Here is a 23,646-nt window from a genome sequence, read left to right as displayed (position 1 = left end):
TTTAAGTGGCTAGGTTGATTATAAAATCTTCCGCGTTTTTATTTAAAATAAAAAACCGATTAAGAATAATCTTAATCGGTCAAGTAATTATAAGTAAGCACCACATGTTGGCCAAGGTTGTGCACCACGTTGAGCGTATAACATTTGTGCACGCATCGTTTGTTCTTCAGCAGAAGCTTGTGATGCAACACCTGTTCCACCCATTGCTTGCCATGTACCAGCGTCAAATTGATATAGGCCGTGATATGTTCCTGATGCATCTACAATGTTTGGATTTCCACCAGATTCACACGCTGCAAGTCCTGCCCAGTTTAAACCATCGTTAGACGCTTGTTGAACTGGTGCTGATGCATGCGCGTTAGAATTGTCATATGTATCATCATATGTTTCTTCATATGTCTCTTCTTGTTCGTTGTTATAGTTTGTTTCATTCGTTTCATTCGTTTTAGTATCTTCATATGCTACTTCAACGCTTTTTTCTTCTTTTGCTTTGTCTTTAGCTTTCTTCTTAGCTTTTTTCTCAGCTTTTAATTCGCTTGCTTTTAGTTCTTCTTTAAGTGCAATTTCTTTTTCTACTTTTTTCTCAGCTGTAAATGATTGAACTGATGATTTATATTCTTGTGCGATTTCAGCAACTATTTCGTTTGATTTTGCAGTTGGTTCATCTGCCTTAGCATGCGTTGAAAGTCCCATACCACTCGCTAATATCGCAACTGATCCTAATGCAAAAATTGTACGTTTCATTATATATATGCCCCCAAAATATTGTCTCTTTATTCAACTAGATACAATACTAACAAATTAAAGCATTTCATAGGTTACAGCTATATAAAGCTTTTACTTTATTTTTACAAAAACATTACAATCAGATGTCTATCATTAACGTTGTCAGATAACATAAAAAACGCCTTAAGATTTCTCTTACGCAGCGTAGAAATCTTAAGGCGAGTGAGTGTGTGAGTATGAAAAGAATCTTAAAAAATTTAGTTTACAGCTTTATCAGACAAGTTTGAGAGAATTAGTCCATTCATATTTGAACTAGAAATGTATGTGTCTCCTTTCTTAAACACAATATACAACCAAATATTATTTTCAACAAATCTCAATTTTTTAAATTTATAGAGTGATCCTCTGTAATTTTTAAATTTTAAGTCTTAATTTCGTACAGTTTTTTAAAATACGTCGTTTTTTCATCAAAGTTAGTATAAAAAAAGATCCAGCTTTACTCAGCTGGATCTCCGATTGCAAATGTAATTTCACATTGACATGCTACTTTGTCTCCGACTTTGGCAACAGCTTTACCTTTACCAATCGGCCCTTTAACACGTGTAATTTCTACTGTTAATTCTAAAGTATCTCCAGGTGTCACTTGGTGTTTAAAGCGACACTTATCGATACCTGCAAAAAATGCAAGTTTCCCTTTAAATTGTTCTTCTTGTAATAAAGCAACTGCACCAGTTTGTGCGAGTGCTTCTACGATTAACACTCCAGGCATCACTGCGTATTCAGGGAAGTGTCCTTGGAAGAATGGTTCGTTTCCAGACACTTGTTTAATACCGACACATTTTTCACCTGGGGTAATTTCAACGATACGATCGATTAATAAAAATGGTGGGCGATGCGGAATAATCGCTTTAATTTGGTCATAAGTTAACATATCTTTATCCTCTCATTAGATCTTTTATATGCTGCCACGTTTCAATTCTAAACACTTCAAACGGGTTCCCTAATATGCCATATCCAATCATTAGACCGATGACGACGAGTAAAATTGCGATGTATAAATAGAGTAGTATACGTACAATCATCGGAATTTTTCGATGTACAATTTTAGATGTCTCTTTCATAACTCACCTCTAAATTAAACGTGTTCGAGTTCAGCTTCTGTAACGCGCTCGATATCTGCCCCGAGAGCTTTTAATTTTTTATGAAAATCTACATATCCTCTGTCTAAATGACGAAGCTCTGTAACCGTCGTTTCTCCTTCAGCAACAAGTCCTGCTAATATAAGAGCAGCTGCTGCACGTAGATCTGTCGCTTTTACACGAGCACCATGAAGTTCTTTACCACCGTGGATTACAGCATGATTATCTTGCAGTGAAATATCTGCATTCATCGTATTAAATTCTCTGACGTGCATGAAGCGATTTTCAAAAATAGTTTCAGTAACGATACTCGTACCGTCAATCGTTAATAGTAATGCCATCATCTGACTTTGCATATCTGTCGGGAATCCGGGATGTGGTAATGTTTTAATGTCTGTTGGCTTTAACGGTTCCGATGCATTTACACGGACATTATCCCCATCTTCAATAATTTGAACACCAATTTCTTCTAATTTAGATACGACTGCACTTAAGTGCTCAATGACGATATTTTGAATTAAAATATCACTTCTCGTAATCGCAGCAGCTATCATAAATGTGCCTGCTTCAATACGGTCAGGAATGACTTGATGCTTTGTGCCGTATAACTGATCGACACCTGTAATTTTAATATGTCCAGTTCCTGCTCCAGTTACTTTACCACCCATACGGTTAATATAGTTTTGTAAATCGACAATCTCTGGTTCCATTGCAGCATTTTCAATATGAGTGACACCATCGGCAAGTGCTGCACCCATCATTAAGTTTTGTGTGGCACCGACACTTGGAAAATCTAGATGTATTTTAGCACCTTTAAGACGTCCATCTACTCTACCTTCAATGAAACCATCTAACGTTGTAAACGTGGCACCCATTTTTTCAAAACCTTTTAAATGTTGTTCAATTGGTCTACTACCAATTGCACAGCCGCCGGGCATCGCAACTTCACATTTACCGTAACGACCAAGTAGTGGTCCCATAACGAGCATAGAAGCTCTCATTTTGCTCACTAATTCATAAGGTGCTGATACCGATAAATCTGAACTTGCGTCTACGTATACTTTATCTCTTTCGATTTTAACATCTGCATTTAAAATACGAAGTAGTTCAACTAATGTTTTACAATCTGATAATTTTGGAACATTAGTAATTACCGATTCTCCTTCTGATGCTAAGAGAGACGCAGCTAAAATAGGCAGAACTGCGTTTTTAGCGCCTTCTATTTTTACACTTCCAGCGAGCTTTCGTCCACCCTTAACAATAATTCTATCCATATTCTCACTCCACATATTTCTCATTAATTTAATTCTATAGACTTCTATTTATAGTGTAAAGTATTTAGCTAAATAGTAGTTGTAGGTTTTGTGTTTCTACAAAAATATCAATGATAAAATTCGACATACTCGTCCCTAGAAGAATCGCGAGCAATATGTAAAACATTCTTATTTTAGCAGTATGACCTTTTTTAAAGATCATATCTACTTTTAAACAGTCTAAAATATAAAATGCAAAAATAGAACATGCGATATGTAATATAATTTTCATCAATGCGATTTGAGATAAAAACATTTAAAAACCCCTTAAAAAAAGTCTAAGGTTTCCCTTAGACTTTTTGTTTATTTAAATTGTGCAATATTCAAACGGTTAATTGCTCTTTGGAATGCAAGTTCTGCACGCACTTCATCGATTTCTTCTTCATGCGCACGTTTTAGAAGCTCTTCTGCTCTCTTACGTGCAGCTAGTGCACGATCAGTATCGATATCATCCGCGAATTCTGCAGCTTGAGTTAATACTGTAACTTTGTCGCCACGGATTTCTGCAAATCCATCAGTAATTGCTAAATATTCGAATTGACCATCGATTTTAGCTTTTACACTACCAATCTTTAAAGGTGTCAGTGTTGGGACGTGACCTGCCATGACCCCAAGTTCACCTTGCGTTGATTCCAAGATGACAATTTCGCAGTTATCATCAGTAAAAACAGAACCGTTAGGAGTAACTACATCTAATGCAATTGTACTCATATAACTAACCTCCTGTTATTAAACTTCTGCACCCATCTCACGCGCTTTTTCAAGAACTTGTGTCATATCACCAACAAGTCTGAACGCGTCTTCTGGTACGTGGTCGTATTTACCTGCTAAGATTGCTTTGAAGTCTTCAACAGTTTGTTCAACTGGTACGTACGAACCTTTTTGACCTGTGAATTGTTCTGCAACGTGGAAGTTTTGACTTAAGAAGAACTGGATACGACGTGCACGTGCTACGACTTCCTTATCTTCTTCTGATAACTCATCCATACCTAAGATTGCAATGATGTCTTGTAATTCACTATATTTTTGTAAAGTTGCTTGAACTTCACGTGCAACGTTGTAGTGCTCTTCACCAACAACTGCTGGAGATAACGCACGTGACGTTGATGCAAGTGGGTCTACCGCTGGGTAAATACCCATCTCTGAAATTTTACGCTCTAAGTTTGTCGTCGCGTCTAAGTGTGCGAACGTTTGAGCTGGCGCTGGGTCAGTGTAGTCATCGGCCGGTACGAATACCGCTTGAATTGACGTTACTGATCCTTTGTTCGTTGATGTAATACGTTCTTGAAGCTGACCCATCTCAGTTGAAAGTGTCGGTTGGTAACCAACGGCAGATGGAATACGTCCAAGAAGTGCTGATACCTCTGAACCTGCTTGTGTGAAACGGAAGATGTTGTCGATGAATAGTAACACGTCTTGACCTTCCACATCACGGAAGTATTCAGCCATCGTTAATCCTGTTAATGCAACACGCATACGTGCACCAGGTGGCTCGTTCATTTGTCCGAATACCATCGCTGTTTTATCGATTACGCCTGAGTCAGACATTTCAAAGTATAAGTCGTTTCCTTCACGCGTACGCTCACCAACACCAGCGAATACCGAAATACCACCGTGCTCTTGAGCGATGTTATGAATTAATTCTTGGATTAATACAGTTTTACCTACTCCGGCACCACCGAATAACCCGATTTTACCACCTTTAGTGTAAGGTGCTAATAAGTCTACTACTTTAATACCAGTTTCTAAAATCTCTGTCGCTACTGACAGATCCTCAAATTCTGGAGCGTCTCGGTGAATTGGGTTTCTGAGTTCAGATTCAGGAATCTGACCTTTTAGGTCAATCGTTTCACCTAAAACGTTGAATACACGTCCTAAAGTGGCATTACCTACAGGTACTGAAATAGGTTGACCAGTGTTTACTACTTCCATACCACGCTGAATACCATCTGTAGAACTCATCGCAATTGTTCTTACTGTGTTGTCTCCACGGTGAAGCGCAACTTCTAAAGTAAGTGCAATTGAATCTTCTTCAGTTTCACCTTTATGATCTATTGTAAGTGCGTTCATTAACTCAGGTAATTGACCTTCTTCAAAACGCACATCTACAACAGGTCCCATAACTTGGACCACGTGTCCTAAAGCCATTTGAGTTCCTCCTATAAATTATTATTCTTGTGCTTGTGCACCACTTACAATTTCTGTGATTTCTTGTGTAATCGCTGCTTGTCTTAGTCTGTTGTAAGACAATGTTAACTCACCAATCAATTCGTTTGCGTTGTCCGTAGCAGCTTTCATCGCTGTCATACGAGCAGCATGCTCACTTGTTTTTGCTTCAAGTAAAGCACCGTAAATAATAGCTTCAGCGTATTGTGGTAATAATTCTTTTAAAATCGTTTCTTTATCTGGTTCGAATTCATAAGAAGCGAGATGAGTGTACTCATTTTTCGTTTCTATATCATCTTCTGACATTGGAAGTAACTGTCTTACAGTTACTTTTTGCTCGAGGATAGAGATGAATTCGTTATAGATAATATGAAGCTCATCGATTTCTTCATCTTCATATTGACGAATTGCTGCCGCCGCTATTTTTTTCACATCCGAAAATGATGGCTGATCTGGTAACCCTAGACGGTAGTCATCTATCTTATAGCCACGTAATCTAAGTACGTCGTATCCCATTTTACCGAGAACCATAAGTGAAATTTCGTCTTGGTTACCGTTATGGCGTTCATTGATTTCAGTTGTTATTGCTTTAATAACGTTTGCGTTGTATGGACCTGCTTTACCTGTATCACTTGAGATTACGATATAGCCAACACGCTTAACAGGACGTGCAGTTAGCATCGGGTGAACGTTGTTTCCACCTGCTCCAATTGCTTGGATTGTTTCTTCCATTCGGTCCATATACGGACGGAAGTTTTTAGTGTTTTGTTCTGAACGACCGAGTTTTGAGTTCGCGACCATGTTCATCGCACTCGTTAACTGACTCATCTTTTCAGTTGAGTTAATACGACCTTTTATCTCCCTTAATGAAGCCATGATTTCACCATCCTTTATATAAATAGTGTTATTTATTATTTACTGCTGTTAAATAACTTTTTGAATCCGTTAATTGCTGCATCGAATGCTTCGTGATCTGGAAGCTCTGATGTTTCACGGATACCGTTTAATAATTCTTTGTTGTTTGCACTTAGCCACTCTAAGAATTCACTTTCGAATCTTGTAATATCTTGTACTGCAACATCATCTAAATAACCGTTTACTAATGCGTAGAGAATTACTACTTGCTCTTCGACAGGTAGTGGTTGGTTTTCACCTTGCTTAAGTACTTCAACTGTACGTTTACCACGCTCTAATTTAGCAGCTGTTGCTTTATCTAAATCAGAACCGAACTGAGCGAATGCTTCTAACTCACGGTAAGCAGCTAAGTCTAAACGAAGTGTACCCGCAACTTTCTTCATCGCTTTAATTTGTGCTGAACCACCTACACGAGATACTGAAAGCCCCGCGTTGATCGCTGGACGCACACCAGAGAAGAATAAGTCAGACTGTAAGAAAATCTGACCGTCTGTAATCGAGATTACGTTTGTCGGTACGAATGCAGAGATGTCTCCTGCTTGCGTTTCAACGAATGGTAACGCAGTGATCGAACCGCCACCTAAATCGTCATTTAATTTCGCTGCACGCTCAAGTAAACGACTGTGTAGGTAGAATACGTCCCCTGGGAAGGCTTCACGGCCTGGTGGACGACGTAATAGTAATGACATTTCACGATAAGCCTGTGCTTGTTTTGTTAAGTCATCGTATACGATTAATACGTGTTTTCCGTTGAACATGAACTCCTCACCCATAGATACACCCGCGTATGGCGCGATGTATAATAATGGAGCTGGGTCAGATGCACCTGCACTTACTACGATTGTGTAGTCTAATGCACCGTGCTTACGGAATGTTTCAACAGTAGAACGTACTGTAGATTCTTTTTGACCGATTGCTACGTAGATACAAATCATATCTTCGTTTTTTTGGTTTAAAATCGTGTCGATTGCAAGTGTCGTTTTACCAGTTTGACGGTCACCGATAATTAACTCACGTTGACCACGTCCGATTGGTACTAAAGCGTCAATCGCTTTAATTCCTGTTTGTAATGGTTCGAATACTGATTTACGATCCATAACTCCTGTAGCTGGACTTTCTACAGGACGAGTTTTTGTTGTACTAATTGGACCTTTACCGTCGATTGGTTGTCCAAGTGGGTTTACAACACGACCGATAAGTTCTTCACCTACTGGTACTTCCATGATTTTCCCAGTACGTTTAACTTCGTCGCCTTCTTTAATATCATAATATGGTCCAAGAATAACGATACCAACTTCGTCTTCTTCAAGGTTTTGAGCTAATCCTAACACACCGTTAGAGAACTCAAGTAACTCTCCTGCCATCGCATCGTTTAAACCATGAGCAACTGCGATACCGTCACCGACTTCAGTAACTGTACCGACATCTGAGACTTCCATGTCAGCTTCATAGTTTTCTATTTGACTTCTGAGAAGAGCACTAATTTCTTCAGCCTTGATTGCCATAGAAATTTCACTCCTTAAATATTTTTCGTTGTTTTAAAACGGTCTTTAATTTTTCTTAATTGAAGTACAACTGATTCATCATAAACTTTAGAACCAATGAGTACTCTAAATCCACCGATTAAAGATTCGTTTATTTTGTTTTCAATCAGCAATTTGTCATAACCTGTTTTCGCTTTGAAGATTTCTTCAATTTTAGCTACTTGTTCATCTTCTAATTCGTAAACAGATTCCACGATAACTTTCGCCTGATTGTAATGTTCATTGTACAGATGTGTAAATTCTTCGTGAATACGTGACACAATTGAAAATTGTTTCTTCTCAGTGAGTACGAGTAACATATTAAATACATACTCATTCGTTCCTTTGAAGCTGTCACGAATCGTCGTTAATTTTGTTTCTTTAGATATTTTCGGGTTGATTAAAAACTCGTTAATATCATCAACTGTTGAAACCACTTTAGATACTTCGTTTAAATCTAAGCGTGCTTCTTCAAGTTGGTCATGTTTAATTACTACGTCAAACAGGGCATTTGCATACTGTTTAGCTAAACTCATTATCTATCCCCTGCTTCCTGTAGGTACTTGTCAATGAGATCTTTTTGATCTTGTGGAGACAATTCTTTTTCAATCACTTTTTGAGCAATTAAAACAGATAATTCAGCGACTTGGTCGTTGATTTCACGTACTGCTTTTTCTTTTTCTTGCTCAATATCTTTTTGTGCATCAGACATAAGTCTTTTCGCATTTATTGTTGCTTCGTCAATAATTGACTGCTGTTGTACTTTCGCTTCTTCACGAGATTTTTCAAACATTTCACTAACTTCAGCTTGAGTTTGAGATAAAATTTCCTCGTTCTTTTTACGAAGCGCTTCTGCTTCTCGTTTTGCAATTTCAGCGCTCTCGATGTCGTCGTGAATTAACTTTTCACGGTCGTCCATTACTTTTTTAACTGGTTCCCATACGAAATATGAAAGAGCAAAAAGTAGTACTAAGAAGCTCCCGAGTAAAACGAGACCTGTACCAAAAGCCGTTGGGATTGACGACGGTGCAGCGCCTAATATTAATAGTTCCACTATGTACACTCCTTTCAAGAAAGTTCACAATACTTAAGGTTACAAAAGAAACGGCGAAATCTAGACAGACTTCGCCTCTAATTATCTATAGTGCGAACATTAATAAGAATGCAATTACAATCGCGATAATTGGAGTCGCCTCAACTACCCCAACACCGATGAACATGATTGTCATTAATGAACTACGAGATTCTGGTTGACGCGCAACACCTTCAACTGTTTTTGAAACAACTAAACCAATTCCTAACGCACCGCCAAGTCCTGCAAGACCAGCTGCGATACCTGCTGCTAATAAAGCCATAAAAAACTTCCTCCTAAATTATGTTTGTTTATTTTTTTATTTTTTATATTAATGGTCATCTTGCATTTTATGTGCGAGATATACCATTGATAACATGATGAAAATAAATGCTTGTAAAGCACCTATAAATGTTTTAAATCCTTGCCATACCATCATCGGTACGATACCACCAACGAATCCTAAAACTCCACCAGTCGTTACGAGACCAAGTAGTAATGTTAATAGGATTTCTCCGGCGTAAATGTTCCCGTATAAACGTAAACCAAGTGTTAAGTTATACGTAAATTCCTCAAGAATTTTAATTGGTACTAAGAACCAAACTGGACGTGCGTAGTCTTTAGCGTATTCTTTGATACCTTTCATCTTCACACCATAGTAGTGTGTTAAGACAATCATAAGACCTGCAAGTGTTAACGTAACAGTTGGATCTGCTGTTGGTGATTTCCACCAAAGGTTATTCTCAGGCGAAACAAAGGTAAATGGTATACCGATAAAGTTTGCCATGAAAATAAATGAAATTAATGTAAGCGCAAAGAAGTGAAAGCGTGCACCTTCACGCCAAGCAATGTTACTTGAAATAATGCCCTTAACAAAGTTCATTAGCCATTCAACAAAGAGTTGAGGTTTACCTGTTGGCTTAATCGCTAAGTTTCTTGTAAGGAAAAACATTAAGAAAAACACGACTAAACACGTGACAACAATCATAAAGCATGTTGCTAAATCAAAAACGATTGGAATGCCACCGATGTTCACTTCATAAGTCGGAGTTCCGTGATCCATTTCTTCACCTCTTTCATTTTCTAAAATGTCTTACTGCATTCACAAATATAATTACGTAAGTCGACATTAAACCGACAGTAATCGCAATAATATTTAATTCAGCCTGAAATTTATACCAGATAATGCACGCTAATAACACGAGTATTACACGCGTAACAGTTCCTGTTGTAGTCATTCGTTGCTGACTGTGCAATGCTTTATAGTAGTTGGAATACCAACTTAATGCCATAAATACAGAGATAATTGTTCCAACGACTAAACTTTGGACAATTATTCGATCAAAAAAGAATAATGACAAGAACTCTATAACAAAGATGATAATAAAAGCCTTCGCAAAAAAGTTCATAAATCCTTTAAAAAGTGTCATTTTACATTTTCCTCAAGTGTGATTTAGGCATATATGTATTGTTTGCACACTTATAAAGTGTACCTATTACATGCCTAAGTGTCAACGCATTTATTGTTATTTTAATAACATATTATGAGTTCATAAAATCTGATGGTTTTTCTAATATAAAACCATAATAATGTGAAATAATATCGACGATTCGATGACTCGCTTGTCCATCACCATATGGATTTTTTAACTGAGTCATTTCATCATAAATTTCTCGGTTATTTAGTAATCTATTTGTTTCAGTGACGATTTTCTCAAAATCTGTCCCAACAATTTTAAGCACACCACTCTCTACACCCTCTGGGCGTTCTGTGACATCTCTTAAAACGAGTACAGGTTTATTTAGCGATGGTGCTTCTTCTTGTATGCCGCCAGAATCTGTGAGAATAATTTCACTTGCCGCAGCAAAGTTATGAAAATCCATTACATCTAACGGTTCAATTAACTCGATACGGTCGTGTGTTAAATATCGTTGTGCAAGTTCGCGTATTTTCGGATTTTTATGAACAGGGTATACAATCACAACGTCGCGGTGTGTATCAGCAATATGTTTCATCGCTTTAAATATTTGAATCATCGGCTCGCCTAAGTTTTCTCTACGATGTGCTGTAAGTAGAATTACTCTCTTATCTTTATATTGAGATAATAATTTACTGTTATAATTTGGATCTACCGTTGTATTTAAAGCATCTATCACTGTATTACCCGTCACAAAAATTGTACTTTCATCGACTTGTTCTTTAAGTAAATTATCTTTTGCACGTAAAGTCGGTGCAAAATGCAAATCCGCCAAACGCGTCGTCAATTGTCGATTTAACTCTTCAGGGTACGGCGCAAATTTATTATACGTACGTAAACCTGCTTCGACATGACCGATACTTACTTTCTGATAAAAAGCTGCCAGTGCAGCAGAAAACGTCGTCGTCGTATCACCGTGGACGAGAACCATATTAGGAGTTTCTTTTTGTATAATCGACTCCATCTCTTTTAATACTTGACTTGTAATGTGAGAGAGCGTCTGTTCTGCTCTCATCACATTTAAGTCATAGTCTGGAGTAATGTTAAATGCATTGAGTACTTGATCTAACATTTCGCGGTGTTGTGCGGTTACGACAACAACCGGTTCTAGATGCTTTGACTCTTTTAATGCATTCACAAGTGGAGCCATTTTAATCGCTTCTGGTCGAGTACCAAAAACGACCATAATTCGCTTTTTCATACGATTACCCCTTATTATTTCGTTCCGAATAGACGGTCTCCTGCGTCTCCAAGTCCTGGAACGATATAACTATTTTCATCGAGTGAGTCATCTAATGCACCGATGTAAATATCCACATCTGGATGTGCTTCTTCTAAAGCTTTTACACCTTCAGGTGCCGCAATTAAACAGATGAATGTCAGTTTAGTTGCACCACGTTTTTTAATCGCAGTAATTGCTTCAACAGCACTTGCACCTGTAGCGAGCATCGGGTCAATGACTAAAATATCTCTTTCCTCAATATCACTTGGAAACTTTGCATAGTATTCCACCGCTTCAAGCGTTTCTGGGTCACGGTATAAACCGATATGGCCAACGCGCGCAGATGGAATAAGCTTATGGATTCCTTCAGTCATTCCTAAACCAGCACGTAAAATTGGTACGAGACAAATCTTTTTCCCGCTTAAACGTTTTGCTGTAGTCGGACCGATTGGCGTTTCAACAGTAACGTCTTCTAGAGATAATTCTCTCGTTACCTCATATGCCATAAGCATTCCGACTTCGTCGACGAGTTCTCTAAACTCTTTTGTCGACGTGTGTTTGTCTCGGATATATCCGAGTTTATGCTGAATTAATGGATGATCCATTACGCGTACTTTTGTCATAGTCTCTCTCCCTATTTGTGGTCATATAACGGATATTTACTAGTTAACTGAACGACTCTGTCGTGAATTCCGTCTAAGCTTTCTCCGTTCTTTTCTTTTGTTAATGTTTCAATGATAATGTCTGCAACTTCTTCCATTTCCGCTTCTTTAAATCCGCGTGTTGTCATCGCAGGTGTTCCCATACGTAAACCACTCGTTACAAATGGTGATTCTGTTTCGAATGGGATAGTATTTTTATTTGTTGTAATACCAACTTTATCTAACGCTTCTTCTGCTTGTTTACCTGTTAAGCCGAATACTTTTGTATCTACTAACACTAAGTGGTTTTCAGTACGTCCTGAAACGATTCTTAAACCGTTCTCTTGTAATTTTTCTGCAAGTACTTTTGCGTTTTTAATCACTTGCTCTTGGTATGCTTTAAATTCAGGTTGTAATGCTTCTTTAAATGCAACAGCTTTTGCTGCAATTACGTGCATTAACGGTCCACCTTGAATACCAGGGAAGATGTTTGAATCGATCTTTCTCGCATGTTCTTTTTTAGTTAAAATAATTCCACCACGTGGTCCACGTAATGTTTTATGTGTTGTTGAAGTTACAAAGTCTGCGTACTCAACTGGGTTTGGATGTAGACCAGCTGCAACTAAACCAGCAATGTGAGCCATGTCTACCATTAAGTACGCACCGACTTCATCTGCGATTTCTCTGAACTTTTTAAAGTCGATTTGTAACGCGTATGCACTACCACCAGCGATGATAAGTTTAGGTTGTTCTTTAATCGCAATTTCACGTAACTCATCGTAGTCAATTGCTTCATCTTCTTTAGATACACCGTAACTTACGATGTTAAATAATTTACCACTAAAGTTTACCGGTGCACCGTGCGTTAAGTGACCACCGTCAGATAAGTTCATACCTAAAATCGTATCTCCAGGGTTTAACACCGAGAAGTACACTGCCATGTTCGCTTGTGATCCAGAGTGTGGTTGTACGTTTGCGTGTTCTGCACCGAAGATTTCTTTTAGACGTTCACGTGCTAGATCTTCAGCAACGTCTACGTACTCACATCCTCCGTAGTAACGTTTGCCTGGGTAACCTTCAGCGTATTTGTTCGTTAACACGCTTCCTTGAGCTTCTAATACCGCTTCTGATACAAAGTTTTCTGATGCGATTAGCTCAATATTTTCATTTTGACGGTCGAATTCCTTTTGAATCGCTTCGTATAGTGCTTCATCTGATTGTTTAATGTAAGACATGTTTGATAACTCTCCTTAATATATAAATTTTATTAATTCATTTAGTTATAATGCGCGCGTTCCCCGCCGATTAATTTCGGACGAGATTTCGCAATTGTAAGTTGTGCTTCTCCGAGCGTTTTCAATTTCACTCGAACAGGAACTTGTACGTGTTTAATATGCATACCAATTAGTGTTTGCCCGATATCGATGCCTAAATCGACATCGACGTGCTCGACTACGACACTATCCTTTAAATGATTAAACGCATATTCACTTAAACTTCCACCTGCACTTCTGTCAGGAACGACAGTTACAATTTGTGATTGTAAATGATTTCTTTCGACTGCTTTTTTAGTAGTAGTCAGTGCACGGTTAATATGTTCACACCCTTGGAAAAACACATCCATATCATATCGTTCAACGACGGGTTCGAATGCTTTGAAAATCACTTCCGCAACTTCCATCGAACTATGTTCACCGATATGTTCTCCTTGTACTTCAGATGTTGAACATCCGATGACGAGTGAGGCATTTGAAAAGAAAAAATCAGCGTCTTCTAACTCTTGAATGAGCGTTGTAAGCTCACTGTTCAATTTTTTCAATTCTACGCTCATGTCTACCACCTTCAAATTCAGTTTCTAACCAAATATCAACGATATCTAACGCTAATCCAGTTCCGATTACACGTTCACCCATACATAAAATATTTGAATTGTTGTGCTCTCGTGTAGCGTGTGCAGAAAACGTGTCGTGAACGAGTGCTGCCCGAATACCTTTATGTTTATTCGCTGCGATATTCATTCCGATACCTGTTCCACATACTAAAATACCGCGGTCGTATTCGCTGTCTTGAACAGCTTCAGCAACCGGTTTTGCATAATCTGGGTAATCGACAGAATCTGTATCGAATGGTCCAACGTCTTTAACGTCGATTCCTTTATCTTCTAAATGCTGTACAATGGCTGATTTTAAGTTGAATCCACCGTGGTCTGAACCGATAATCACTTTCATTGAAATCATCTCCTAAATATTATTATACATTCTTAAAATGCAGTTTCAAAATCATTCGTTATTACCAGTTTATTTTATCGATATAATGTTTCATCTGATGAAACACACGTGTGTAATCATCCATATTACCGCCAAATGGATCGAGGACGTCTCCACTTTCACCTACATACTCACTTAAAAGATGAACATCCGCATCCTCATTTAACATTTTTACTTGTATATAATGACTTTTTGTCATGACGAGTAGCGTATTGTCGAGCGTGTCCTCATGAGTCAACTGCTCTGGTAGCGTAGAAGGCGAATAATTTTCTCTTTGTATAATCTCCTCACTATACGGACTGACTTGATTGGACGTAACAAATAAACCTCTCGACTCAACTTCTCTGTCCGTCACTGTTTTAGCGTAACTTTCTGCAAGTGGACTTCGGCACGTATTACCTGTACATACAAATATAATCATGCAATCACCCTTTAATAATAGTACTGCCTGTCGCTTTATAAATACGGTTCATCAGCGCTTCAGTTTCACTATTTTGCTTAAATCCATATATATAGATGATTTCAACATCCGACGCGTCCATATGTCTAAGTGCGGCATATAAATTCTTAGCCGCTTCACGGTAACTTTCTTCGTCTCTGCAAAGACTCGTAAACTGCATGTCTTTGTCGATGTATTGGCGGACAGTTTCTGGCGCGATGACTCCAACTTTATTCTTTTTTATACCTTCAGGTACACGAAGTCTCGTGTTCGAGTTAATGCCGCCTTCAACGACACTCATCGGCTGACGTGGTGCGTAGTGTTTGTACTTCATGCCAGGAGAAATCGGTCGTTCCATCGTATCTTTATGTTCTAAAATCTCTTCTTTTAATACGTCTTGTAACTCTTCGATTGATATGTGTCCTGGACGTGCGACTTTATATGGAAACTGTGTGCAGTCTAACACTGTACTTTCTAGTCCAATCTCAGATTTTTCAGATACGACTACACCAAATATTCTACCGTTTAAGTCGTGAATCACGTGTTCTGCATCTGTCGGAGATGGTTTGCCGCTTAAATTCGCACTTGGTGCAGCGATAGGTATATTTGTGTACTCTAAAATCTTTCGTGCAACTGGATGAGACGGCATTCTTACTGCGACACTATCCATTTCAGCGACTGTATTTGAAGCGATGACCCCATCTTTTAAAGGTAAGATAAAAGAAATCGGTCCAGGCCAAAACGTATCCATGAGTTTTTTTACTTTATCATCGATATAAGACGTGAACGATTCAACTTGCTCGTAGCTATGTACATGGACGATTAATGGATTATCTCCAGGCCGGTTTTTCGCTTGGAAAATTTTAATAATCGCTTCTGGATCTTTTGCATTTGCACCGAGACCATATACTGTTTCTGTTGGAATAGCGATGATTTCTCCGTATTCAAATGCTAGTTTGATTTCGTCCAACTTTTCAATCGTTTCCTCTGTAAGTGGTGCGTTAACGTCTTCAGATGTGATTTCCCATACTTTTGTATTCATTACTTCACCCACTCTATATATAAAATGCGGTCATTACCATTTATATCTTGAATAACTTCGCGCTTAGCGTTCGGCCAATATGTGTCAACAAGAGCAAGCACGTCCTTTTTTTCTTTCCAACCAATTTCAAAAAAAGCTTTCCCACCGTCATTTAAGATTTCGTCTAACGACTCTATCATTTTACGATAAAAATACAGACCCTGTTCTTCAGCGAAGAGCGCGATCTTTGGTTCATATTTCTTTACAGATAATGACATATCTTCAAGTTCGTCTTCACTAATGTACGGTGGATTTGATACGAGTATGTCGACTTTAATCCCCTGTTCGATGAACGGTTCAAATAGATCACCGTTTAAAATTTTAACGTCGGCTTCAAGATTTTCTTTATTCTTCTTCGCGACTTCTAAAGCATCTTTAGAAATGTCAGATATGTATACGTCTAATTCAGGACGTTCTAATTTGAGTGTAATACCAATTGCTCCGGTACCCGTCCCAATGTCCGCAACGACGTCTGAGTCGGTGTTTTTTAATACGTGCATGACGAGCTCTTCTGTTTCATTTCTTGGGATTAACGTATCGTTGTTCACGTAAAAATTTCTTCCGTAAAAATATTGTATGTTCGTAATATATTGAACAGGTTCATCGTTTAACAGTCGTTGTACACCGTTCATATATCGCTTGTAATCATCATCCGTCATTTCATTATGACCGTTTAAAATTAGACTGAGCGTATCCATTGAAAATAAATCGTCTAATAATATGTCTGCAGCGCGCGTTTCTTTACGTGCTGCAGACAATAATTTTTTCGCTTCTTTTAGAGCAATATTAAAACTCGGCATTGTTTAACTCTTCTAATCGAGATTTTTGGTCTTCAATCATGAGTGAGTCTAGTACTTCATCTAAGTTACCATCGATAATTTGATCGAGTTTATTAATCGTTAAACCGATACGGTGATCTGTCACACGGTTTTGCGGATAGTTATACGTACGAATACGTTCTGAACGGTCACCAGTACCAACTGCGAGTTTACGCTTTTCACTGTATTCATCTTGTGCTTCTTGTTGCATCATGTCGTAAATTCTAGAGCGCATAACTTTCATTGCGCTTTCTCTGTTTTTGATTTGTGATTTTTCATCTTGTGACGTTACGACTAAACCTGTCGGTAAGTGCGTAATACGTACGGCAGAGTCTGTCGTGTTAACGTGCTGACCACCTGCACCACTTGAGCGGTACGTATCGATTTTTAAGTCTTCGTTACGAATTTCTACTTCAACTTCTTCAACTTCTGGTAAAACCGCAACTGTTGCTGTTGACGTATGAATACGACCACCTGATTCTGTTTCAGGGACACGCTGAACACGGTGTGCGCCGTTTTCAAATTTTAGTTTTGAATACGCACCGTGACCGTTAATTACGAAGCTAATTTCTTTAAACCCACCTTGGTCAGAAGCACTTTTATCGACGACATCGATTTTCCAACCTTGCGTTTCTGCATAGCGTGAATACATACGGAATAAATCTCCAGCAAAAATTTGTGCTTCGTCTCCACCTGCTGCCCCGCGAATTTCCATAACAACGTTTTTGTCGTCGTTCGGGTCTTTTGGAATGAGTAAAAATTTAAGTTTTTCTTCAAGCTCAGGAAGTAACGCTTCAGATTCTTTGATTTCTTCTTTTAGTAATTCATTCATTTCCGGGTCGTCTGACTCTTCTAACATTTCTTTAGACTCGGCAATCGTTTCTTTATGTGATTTATATTCTCTATACACTTCTACTTTTTCTGATAAATCACTTTGCTCTTTTGAATACTCTCTTAACTTATCCGGATTACTAGTTACATCTGGATCACTGAGCAGTTCATTGAGTTGTTCGTATCTATCTTCTAATATATCGAGTTGATCAAACATATCCTTCGTCCTTTTCTTCTAGATTCTTGTTAATTATATCATAAATTATGTACATTACCTTGTTATTTACGGTACAAAAAAAGAGCTACACAGAACGTATCTGTGTAGCTCTTATATCGATTACTCTTCGTTGTTTTGAGATTTGAAACCAAATTTCTTGTTGAAGCGCTCTACGCGTCCGTCCGCAGCTGCGAAACGTTGACGTCCAGTGTAGAATGGGTGACAGTTAGAGCACACTTCTACTTTAATGTCTTCTTCTAAAGTTGAGCCTGTTTCAAATTCAGTACCACATGAACCACAGATAACATTTACTCTGTGATATGCTGGATGAATATCTTGTTTCATAAAACACATCTCCTTTGCCCTGAACCATCTGGAACAGAGTTATTTCGGGTTTTCCCTTTTCTAATACTTAAAATATTATACACGGATGGTTTCAAAAAATCAACACTACAATTTACATAAACGGTTTTCCAGTTCTGCTAGATTCAATCATCTTTTTACGTAGTACTTCAAAGAAGTCTTCGTTTGATTTCGTTTCTTTAATCGTCTTAATAAAACGCTCTGTAAAGTCATGCTTATCTGTAAATAAGTTTCTAAGTTGCCATAAAACTTCAAGCTCTTTTTGTTCTAATAATAAGTCTTCACGGCGCGTGCTTGAACGTTTAATATCAATCGCCGGATAAATTCTACGTTCTGCTAAATTACGATCTAAGTGTAACTCCATGTTACCTGTACCTTTAAACTCTTCGTAGATCATATCATCCATTCTTGAACCCGTATCAACAAGTGCGGTTGCTAATATCGTTAAACTTCCACCCGCTTCAATATTTCTCGCTGCACCAAAAAATGCTTTTGGTTTAAATAGTGACGCAGGGTCTAGTCCACCAGATAACGTACGCCCTGAAGGCGGCACGACTAAGTTATACGCACGTGCAAGTCGCGTGATAGAGTCCATTAATACGATTACGTCCTCGCCCATTTCAACGAGACGCTTACAACGCTCAAGTAATAGTTCTGCAACTTTAACGTGATGTTGTGGATGCTCGTCAAACGTCGAGTACACGACTTCAGCTTCTTCTACAGAGCGCTCGATATCCGTAACCTCTTCTGGACGTTCACCAATTAAGAGAATAAAAAGCTTTGCATCTGGAGAATTTTTAGTAATCGCAGTAGCAATTTCTTTTAACATCGATGTTTTACCTGCTTTAGGTGGCGCGACGATTAAACCACGCTGTCCATATCCAATCGGCGTAATTAAATCCATAATTCTCGTCGAATAATCTTTTGAATTCGTTTCTAACGTAATTTTTGTATCAGGATAAAGTGGAGTTAACGCTTGGAAGTGAGGACGTTTTTTAATTTCTTCAGCGTTATTATCGTTTACGAAGTCGACTTGTAGTAATCCGTAATAATTTTCTTTGTCTTTTGGTTTTCTAACTTTACCAGTAACTTTGTCACCTTTTTTTAATTCGAAGCGACGAATTTGTGACGCAGAAATGTAGATGTCTTTTTCACCTTTAGAATAGTTTACCGTTCTTAAAAAGCCGTAACCATCCGGTTGGATATCATCTAAAATACCTTCCATGTAATAGTTACCATCTTGTTCCATCTCAGCTTCTAATATTGCTAAAACAAGTTCTTTTTTGTTTAATTTACTATAGTTTTGAACGTTTAAACTTTTCGCTCTCGCTGTTAAATCTTTCGTCGTATTATTTTTATATAACGCGTCAAACGTTTCATATTTCATGCCTTCATGTACTTTTTCAGTTTCTTCTGACATATGTTACACTCTCTTCTATTTAAAAATTCACTGTTGCCTATTAAGTCAGTCATTATTATACAGTAACATTCTCATAAATTAAAACGAATAAAAAAGTCTAAGATAAAATATCCTAGACTTTAAAAATATAACGATTAATTATCTTCAACGACCATTTTAGGTTTTTTCTTCATTGAGTGTTTACCTTCGATGAAACGAACTGTTCCTGATTTAGCGCGCATGACAAGGCTAGACGTATTTACGTAGTCCCCTTTAAACTGCACACCTTTCATTAACTCACCATCTGTCACTGCCGTTGCAGCGAAGATTGCGTCGTCTCCTTTTACTAAGTCTTCTAATAGAAGCTTCTCTTTTGGATCGACACCCATCGATTTACAACGTGCTTCTTCTTCAGCGTCTTTAGGCATAAGACGTCCTTGGAAGTCTCCGCCAAGTGCTTTGATACCAACTGCTGCAATTACACCTTCTGGTGCACCACCTGAACCGAATAAAATATCGACACCAGTGTAGTCAAAGCAAGTGTTAATTGCTGCTGCAACGTCTCCGTTTTCAACGAATTTTATACGCGCACCTAATTCACGCACTTCATCGATAATGTGTTGGTTACGATCTCTTTTAAGTAATGTAACTGTTACTTCTTCGATTGATTTATTTTTTGCTTTTGCGACTGCTTTAACGTTTTCTGTTACTGACGCATCTAAATCGACGTGACCTTTTGCTTCAGGACCGACTGCGATTTTGTCCATGTACATGTCTGGTGCGTGCAGTAAATTACCGCGGTCTGCGATTGCAATAACTGTTAATGCATTCCAGCCACCTTCAGCAACGATTGTCGTACCTTCGAGAGGGTCTACTGCGATATCAATATCTGGACCTTCTTTTGTTCCTAACTCTTCACCAATATATAACATCGGTGCTTCGTCCATTTCGCCTTCTCCAATCACAACAGTTCCGTTCATTGGGATCGTATCAAATACGTGGCGCATGGCTGTCGTTGCAGCGTCATCCGCTTCGTTTTTTAACCCTTTACCGACCCATTTTGCACTTTCAAGTGCTGCAGCTTCTGTGACTCTTACTAATTCCATTGATAAACTACGTTCCATCTATAGTTTCCCCCTCGGTTTTTATCATAGATAATTATAACACACCATTATAAACAGTTTAAAATAAAATAGAGAGTAATTTTACTCTCTATTTATCAATTCAATATGTGCACCTAGTTGCTGTAATTTTTTGATAATATTTGAATACCCGCGCATGATATGGTGAACATTATGAATTCTCGTCGTCCCCTCTGCCAATAGACCAGCAACGACTAAGCAAAATCCTGCACGTAAATCCGATGCATATACGTCTGCACCATTTAATTTTGAAGGATGAATAAATACAGAACCGCCTCTATTTTCAACGTGCGCATTCATACGGCGTAGTTCGTCGATATGTCTAAAACGTGCTGGATAAATGGTTTCAGTAATTTTACTCGTATCTTCAGCTAAAAATAATAATGGTGTAATCGGTTGTTGTAAATCTGTCGCAAATCCTGGATATGCTTGAGTTTTAATTTCTATAGCTTTATATGCTTTAGGACGTCTCACGATGACGTCGTCATCGTCTATTTCAAGTTCAACACCCGCTTCTTCTAGTTTAGAAAACAACGCGTCTAAATGTTCTGGAATCACGTTTCTAACTTTCACTTCATCTCCAATTGTGGCAGCGAGTGAAATATATGATCCTGCTTCGATTCGGTCCGGGATAATCGTATGGGCCGCACCATTTAAATGCCCAACACCTTCGATACGAATCGTCTCTGTCCCAGCTCCGCGAATGTTTGCGCCCATTTTATTTAACAGTGTTGCCACATCGATAATCTCTGGTTCTCTCGCAACGTTTTCTAAAATTGTACGCCCTTTTGCCATCGTCGCTGCGAGCATTACGTTAATCGTCGCTCCGACACTCACGATATCAAAGAAAATTTTTGTACCGACGAGTTCTTCTGCTTCGATGTGCAGTGCACCGTGCTCATTTTTAACTGTCGCTCCGAGTGCTTCAAACCCTTTGATATGTTGATCGATTGGTCTCGGGCCTAAATGGCATCCTCCTGGTTGACCAATGACTACTTTTTTAAAGCGTCCAAGCATCGCGCCCATCATATAGTATGATGCACGTAATAATTCTACTTTTTCATCTGCTAGTGGAACGTTAACAGCATCTTCCGCATCGACTGTAAGTGTATGATTTGATAACTTCGTTTTTATATTTAAATCTTCTAGTATACTTACTAACGTTTTCACGTCAGAAATATCCGGCAGTCCTTTTAACGTCACTTCACCGCTACTCGCCATTAATGTAGCTGGAATGAGTGCGACGGCACTGTTTTTAGCACCGCTCACATACACTTCACCAGAAAGTGTGTGACCCCCGTTTATTTGAATGACTTGTTCCATGTCTTCCACTCCTGTGTGTCTTCGGTTTACTGGTTATTCCAGTCTTGTAAAAATTGCTCGATTCCTTTATCTGTTAAAGGATGATCCGTTAACTTTTTAAGCACTTTAAATGGAATCGTTGCGATGTCCGCACCTCTTAATGCAGCACCGTGTACATGTCCTTCGTTACGAATCGAAGCGGCGATAATCTCTGTGTTAATATCGTGGATGAAAAAGATATCATGAATATCTTCAATTAGCTGTAATCCGTCTAAACCGATGTCGTCTAAACGACCGATAAACGGTGACACATACGTCGCACCAGCACGCGCTGCTGTTAACGCTTGTACCGTATTGAAAATTAACGTCACGTTCGTTTTGATGCCTTCTTCAGATAACACTTTTACAGCTTTCATACCTTCAGCACACATCGGAATTTTAACGACGATATGTTTATGTAGTTTAGCAAGTTCGCGACCTTCTTCGATCATACCTTCAGCTTCTAGTGAAATAACTTCACCGCTCACAGGCCCATCGACAAGTTCACAAATCTCAACTAAACGATCGTGAAACGATATATCTTTTTCTTTAGCGACAAGTGATGGATTTGTCGTTACACCACTTAATACGCCCCATTTATATATTTCTTCTATTTCATTCATATTCGCTGTATCAATAAAATATTTCATCTCTTTTATGTTCCCCTTTTCACATATATACTGTCATTATAAATAAGTATTTCTCTCTCTTCAACGAATTCATCATGATACGATATATTAAACGATATAACTAAAGGAGTTACTATGGATAAAATACTACATACACAAATGACAAATGTGTTTAACACGATAGAAAATCAAGAAGAAGAAATAGAAATCGCTGCACGATTACTCGCTCAAGCAACGATGTCTGAAGGGAACATATTATTAAAGACATTTAACGAAGCCACATTTTTTGAAGATTATTTTTTACACAATGACGAACGTATCCCATCGATTCAACCGTTCCATTCCATCGAAGATATCACAACACCAGACCGTCTATTAATCATCACAAAAGAATATACAGAAGAAGTAAAAGCATTCGTCGATCAACTCGACGACGAGTTTATCGACTACGTCTTAGTTTCAAATACAAATAAAGATAATAAAGCGGAACTCGAAGAAAAGCATCACTTCATCGATTTATCATCGAAGCGAAAACTCGTACCGATGCCGGACTTTGATCGTGTGTTAAACCCATATGGCACGGCGTTTTTATTCATCTATTATCATTTATATATTCTCATCGAAGAAATGACGAATCCGAAGTATGAATAGGATAGTTTTACTTAGGCTTTGAGTCACTATTTGACGCAAATCCGTTTTGCGTTAAAAGGTGCTTCGTTAATTTAACGATTAGAGCATTTGCGTTAACGTATGCAGGACTGATTTGACGCAAATCGCTTTTGTGTTAAATGATGAAAAACTATTTCACGCAAATCCGTTTTGCGTTAACAACAGTGGCGTTATTTTAACAAAAAGCAACCACAAAGCAAAAAACGGCGTGCACTGCACGCCGTTTCAGGCTGTAGACAAAGTCTCTTATGAGAT

Annotated in this window: 29 protein-coding genes; 1 reads left to right on the top strand and 28 read right to left on the bottom strand. The window is 38.3% G+C overall.

Annotated features, from left to right (window positions below; all coding sequences use genetic code 11):
• Positions 1–87: 87 nt before the first annotated feature.
• The 28 genes from HMPREF2767_RS08920 to fsa form a co-directional block, all read right to left on the bottom strand.
• Positions 88–744, bottom strand: a complete 657-nt coding sequence (locus HMPREF2767_RS08920; RefSeq protein ID WP_070457029.1) for a transglycosylase family protein — start codon at positions 742–744, stop codon at positions 88–90.
• A 478-nt stretch (positions 745–1,222) separates the two neighbouring features.
• Positions 1,223–1,657 (bottom strand): 3-hydroxyacyl-ACP dehydratase FabZ, encoded by a 435-nt coding sequence (fabZ, locus tag HMPREF2767_RS06860; RefSeq protein ID WP_040928290.1) that lies wholly within the window; start codon positions 1,655–1,657, stop codon positions 1,223–1,225.
• A gap of 4 nt (positions 1,658–1,661) precedes the next feature.
• The gene (locus tag HMPREF2767_RS06855; protein WP_040928291.1) at positions 1,662–1,847 is read right to left on the bottom strand and encodes a DNA-directed RNA polymerase subunit beta; all 186 of its coding nucleotides are present in this window, start codon (positions 1,845–1,847) and stop codon (positions 1,662–1,664) included.
• A 14-nt stretch (positions 1,848–1,861) separates the two neighbouring features.
• The gene (gene murA, locus HMPREF2767_RS06850; RefSeq protein WP_070623375.1) at positions 1,862–3,139 is read right to left on the bottom strand and encodes a UDP-N-acetylglucosamine 1-carboxyvinyltransferase; all 1,278 of its coding nucleotides are present in this window, start codon (positions 3,137–3,139) and stop codon (positions 1,862–1,864) included.
• Positions 3,140–3,203: 64 nt separating this feature from the next.
• On the bottom strand, positions 3,204–3,434 hold the full coding sequence (locus HMPREF2767_RS06845) for a DUF1146 domain-containing protein (protein ID WP_068128547.1): 231 nt from the start codon (positions 3,432–3,434) through the stop codon (positions 3,204–3,206).
• A gap of 47 nt (positions 3,435–3,481) precedes the next feature.
• A complete protein-coding gene (locus tag HMPREF2767_RS06840) occupies positions 3,482–3,889 on the bottom strand; it encodes a F0F1 ATP synthase subunit epsilon (RefSeq protein WP_070623372.1) in 408 nt (135 codons plus the stop codon).
• An 18-nt stretch (positions 3,890–3,907) separates the two neighbouring features.
• Positions 3,908–5,326, bottom strand: a complete 1,419-nt coding sequence (atpD, locus tag HMPREF2767_RS06835) for a F0F1 ATP synthase subunit beta (RefSeq protein ID WP_068128550.1) — start codon at positions 5,324–5,326, stop codon at positions 3,908–3,910.
• A 21-nt stretch (positions 5,327–5,347) separates the two neighbouring features.
• Entirely contained in the window at positions 5,348–6,220 is an 873-nt protein-coding gene (gene atpG / locus HMPREF2767_RS06830; protein WP_070457035.1) for an ATP synthase F1 subunit gamma, read from the bottom strand.
• 35 nt (positions 6,221–6,255) lie between these two features.
• Positions 6,256–7,764 carry a F0F1 ATP synthase subunit alpha gene (gene atpA / locus HMPREF2767_RS06825; protein ID WP_068128552.1) on the bottom strand — a complete coding sequence of 503 codons (1,509 nt, stop codon included), beginning with the start codon at positions 7,762–7,764 and terminating at the stop codon, positions 6,256–6,258.
• Positions 7,765–7,778: 14 nt separating this feature from the next.
• On the bottom strand, positions 7,779–8,318 hold the full coding sequence (gene atpH / locus HMPREF2767_RS06820) for an ATP synthase F1 subunit delta (protein WP_068128554.1): 540 nt from the start codon (positions 8,316–8,318) through the stop codon (positions 7,779–7,781).
• Positions 8,318–8,836 carry a F0F1 ATP synthase subunit B gene (locus HMPREF2767_RS06815; RefSeq protein ID WP_052327239.1) on the bottom strand — a complete coding sequence of 173 codons (519 nt, stop codon included), beginning with the start codon at positions 8,834–8,836 and terminating at the stop codon, positions 8,318–8,320. Before HMPREF2767_RS06815 ends, atpH begins: the two co-directional genes overlap by 1 nt.
• Positions 8,837–8,921: 85 nt before the next feature.
• Positions 8,922–9,137 carry a F0F1 ATP synthase subunit C gene (atpE, locus tag HMPREF2767_RS06810; protein WP_040928299.1) on the bottom strand — a complete coding sequence of 72 codons (216 nt, stop codon included), beginning with the start codon at positions 9,135–9,137 and terminating at the stop codon, positions 8,922–8,924.
• Positions 9,138–9,185: 48 nt separating this feature from the next.
• Entirely contained in the window at positions 9,186–9,917 is a 732-nt protein-coding gene (atpB, locus tag HMPREF2767_RS06805) for a F0F1 ATP synthase subunit A (RefSeq protein ID WP_040928300.1), read from the bottom strand.
• Positions 9,918–9,930: 13 nt separating this feature from the next.
• Positions 9,931–10,284: an ATP synthase subunit I gene (locus HMPREF2767_RS06800; protein ID WP_070623369.1), complete on the bottom strand. Its 354-nt coding sequence runs from the start codon at positions 10,282–10,284 to the stop codon at positions 9,931–9,933.
• A gap of 112 nt (positions 10,285–10,396) precedes the next feature.
• The gene (gene wecB, locus HMPREF2767_RS06795; RefSeq protein ID WP_070623366.1) at positions 10,397–11,533 is read right to left on the bottom strand and encodes a non-hydrolyzing UDP-N-acetylglucosamine 2-epimerase; all 1,137 of its coding nucleotides are present in this window, start codon (positions 11,531–11,533) and stop codon (positions 10,397–10,399) included.
• A gap of 14 nt (positions 11,534–11,547) precedes the next feature.
• Positions 11,548–12,177, bottom strand: coding sequence for a uracil phosphoribosyltransferase (gene upp, locus HMPREF2767_RS06790; RefSeq protein ID WP_068128559.1), 630 nt, complete (start codon positions 12,175–12,177; stop codon positions 11,548–11,550).
• A gap of 11 nt (positions 12,178–12,188) precedes the next feature.
• Positions 12,189–13,430 carry a serine hydroxymethyltransferase gene (gene glyA, locus HMPREF2767_RS06785; RefSeq protein WP_040928304.1) on the bottom strand — a complete coding sequence of 414 codons (1,242 nt, stop codon included), beginning with the start codon at positions 13,428–13,430 and terminating at the stop codon, positions 12,189–12,191.
• Positions 13,431–13,471: 41 nt separating this feature from the next.
• On the bottom strand, positions 13,472–14,026 hold the full coding sequence (locus tag HMPREF2767_RS06780) for a TIGR01440 family protein (RefSeq protein ID WP_070623363.1): 555 nt from the start codon (positions 14,024–14,026) through the stop codon (positions 13,472–13,474).
• A complete protein-coding gene (rpiB, locus tag HMPREF2767_RS06775; RefSeq protein WP_070623360.1) occupies positions 13,995–14,423 on the bottom strand; it encodes a ribose 5-phosphate isomerase B in 429 nt (142 codons plus the stop codon). The genes HMPREF2767_RS06780 and rpiB overlap by 32 nt, the downstream gene beginning before the upstream one ends.
• 61 nt (positions 14,424–14,484) lie before the next feature.
• Complete coding sequence (locus tag HMPREF2767_RS06770) at positions 14,485–14,883, bottom strand: arsenate reductase/protein-tyrosine-phosphatase family protein (protein WP_070457041.1); 399 nt, start codon at positions 14,881–14,883, stop codon at positions 14,485–14,487.
• A 4-nt stretch (positions 14,884–14,887) separates the two neighbouring features.
• Positions 14,888–15,943, bottom strand: coding sequence for an L-threonylcarbamoyladenylate synthase (locus HMPREF2767_RS06765; protein ID WP_068128566.1), 1,056 nt, complete (start codon positions 15,941–15,943; stop codon positions 14,888–14,890).
• Positions 15,943–16,782 (bottom strand): peptide chain release factor N(5)-glutamine methyltransferase, encoded by an 840-nt coding sequence (gene prmC, locus HMPREF2767_RS06760; protein WP_070623357.1) that lies wholly within the window; start codon positions 16,780–16,782, stop codon positions 15,943–15,945. Before prmC ends, HMPREF2767_RS06765 begins: the two co-directional genes overlap by 1 nt.
• A complete protein-coding gene (gene prfA / locus HMPREF2767_RS06755) occupies positions 16,769–17,848 on the bottom strand; it encodes a peptide chain release factor 1 (RefSeq protein ID WP_068128570.1) in 1,080 nt (359 codons plus the stop codon). The genes prmC and prfA overlap by 14 nt, the downstream gene beginning before the upstream one ends.
• A gap of 120 nt (positions 17,849–17,968) precedes the next feature.
• Positions 17,969–18,193, bottom strand: a complete 225-nt coding sequence (rpmE, locus tag HMPREF2767_RS06750; RefSeq protein ID WP_040928311.1) for a 50S ribosomal protein L31 — start codon at positions 18,191–18,193, stop codon at positions 17,969–17,971.
• Positions 18,194–18,305: 112 nt separating this feature from the next.
• Positions 18,306–19,598 (bottom strand): transcription termination factor Rho, encoded by a 1,293-nt coding sequence (gene rho / locus HMPREF2767_RS06745; protein ID WP_068128769.1) that lies wholly within the window; start codon positions 19,596–19,598, stop codon positions 18,306–18,308.
• A 167-nt stretch (positions 19,599–19,765) separates the two neighbouring features.
• Positions 19,766–20,734 (bottom strand): class II fructose-bisphosphatase, encoded by a 969-nt coding sequence (gene glpX, locus HMPREF2767_RS06740; protein WP_040928312.1) that lies wholly within the window; start codon positions 20,732–20,734, stop codon positions 19,766–19,768.
• A gap of 81 nt (positions 20,735–20,815) precedes the next feature.
• Entirely contained in the window at positions 20,816–22,075 is a 1,260-nt protein-coding gene (locus HMPREF2767_RS06735) for a UDP-N-acetylglucosamine 1-carboxyvinyltransferase (protein WP_070623354.1), read from the bottom strand.
• Positions 22,076–22,101: 26 nt separating this feature from the next.
• Entirely contained in the window at positions 22,102–22,743 is a 642-nt protein-coding gene (gene fsa / locus HMPREF2767_RS06730; protein ID WP_068128575.1) for a fructose-6-phosphate aldolase, read from the bottom strand.
• A 114-nt stretch (positions 22,744–22,857) separates the two neighbouring features.
• On the opposite strand from fsa, the gene HMPREF2767_RS06725 reads away from it, so the two are divergent.
• Complete coding sequence (locus HMPREF2767_RS06725) at positions 22,858–23,373, top strand: DUF2529 family protein (RefSeq protein WP_070457048.1); 516 nt, start codon at positions 22,858–22,860, stop codon at positions 23,371–23,373.
• The last annotated feature ends 273 nt before the right edge of the window (positions 23,374–23,646 follow it).

This window comes from Nosocomiicoccus sp. HMSC067E10 (genome assembly GCF_001810835.1).
In the GTDB taxonomy this organism is placed as follows: domain Bacteria; phylum Bacillota; class Bacilli; order Staphylococcales; family Salinicoccaceae; genus Nosocomiicoccus; species Nosocomiicoccus ampullae_A.
This window is presented reverse-complemented; position numbering and strand designations above follow the sequence as displayed.